Source organism: Lonepinella sp. BR2271 (genome assembly GCF_051851515.1).
In the GTDB taxonomy this organism is placed as follows: Bacteria; Pseudomonadota; Gammaproteobacteria; order Enterobacterales; family Pasteurellaceae; genus Lonepinella.
Map to the genome: position 1 here is coordinate 1 of NZ_JBPDVF010000027.1, position 637 is coordinate 637.

General features: G+C 43.0%; 1 protein-coding gene and 2 tRNA genes. 1 reads left to right on the forward strand and 2 read right to left on the reverse strand.

The genetic code is table 11. The annotated features are described in order from the left end of the window. Positions 1 to 207: hypothetical protein (locus ACTG7X_RS11030; protein ID WP_439258492.1), on the forward strand; the 207-nt coding region annotated here is incomplete at its 5' end. On the opposite strand, the gene ACTG7X_RS11035 is transcribed toward ACTG7X_RS11030, so the two are convergent. Together ACTG7X_RS11035 and ACTG7X_RS11040 are read right to left on the reverse strand one after the other, a co-directional pair. Further along, positions 196 to 271 (reverse strand) — tRNA-Ala (locus tag ACTG7X_RS11035). The two genes, ACTG7X_RS11030 and ACTG7X_RS11035, sit on opposite strands and share 12 nt — an antisense overlap. Before the next feature lie 134 nt (positions 272 to 405). Next, a tRNA-Ile gene (locus ACTG7X_RS11040) sits at positions 406 to 482 on the reverse strand. Between the last annotated feature and the right edge of the window lie 155 nt (positions 483 to 637).

Consider the following 637-nt stretch of genomic DNA (forward strand, 5'->3'; position numbering starts at 1 on the left):
TCAGACTTTCTTGTGTTAATTTATATGATTAAATTAACTCGAAAATCTCTCAGTTTTCAGCTTGTTTCCAAATTTTTAAAGAACAATAAGATTATCGGCTTTCGCCTATCATCATTGTTAAATCAACTGTTTTTATTAGGGCGTATGCAATACGCCCCTACAATTTACTTAACAATGATGATGACAACAAGTTTTTGGTGGAGATAAGCGGGATCGAACCGCTGACCTCCTGCGTGCAAGGCAGGCGCTCTCCCAGCTGAGCTATATCCCCGTTCAGGTGACAGGTTTTAGGTGTCAGGTTACAGCCTAAAATTATCACGCTTTACTTTACATCCTACGTCACTCCAGATTTCAATGACCAGACAGATTTCTGAAACCTGTCACCCGTCACCTATCACCTGAAAGTGGTGGGTCTGAGTGGACTTGAACCACCGACCTCACCCTTATCAGGGGTGCGCTCTAACCACCTGAGCTACAGACCCGTAGGATTCAGGAGTCAGGTGACAGGTTTTAGGATTCAGTTTCCAACGTCCCAAACTCTCTGAATATATCTTGCTTTTCATCGCTCTATCAAACAATCTGTGTGAACACTTGCTGTCGCTTCGTTTCTTGGTAAGCAAGTCAATAAGCCGAATAC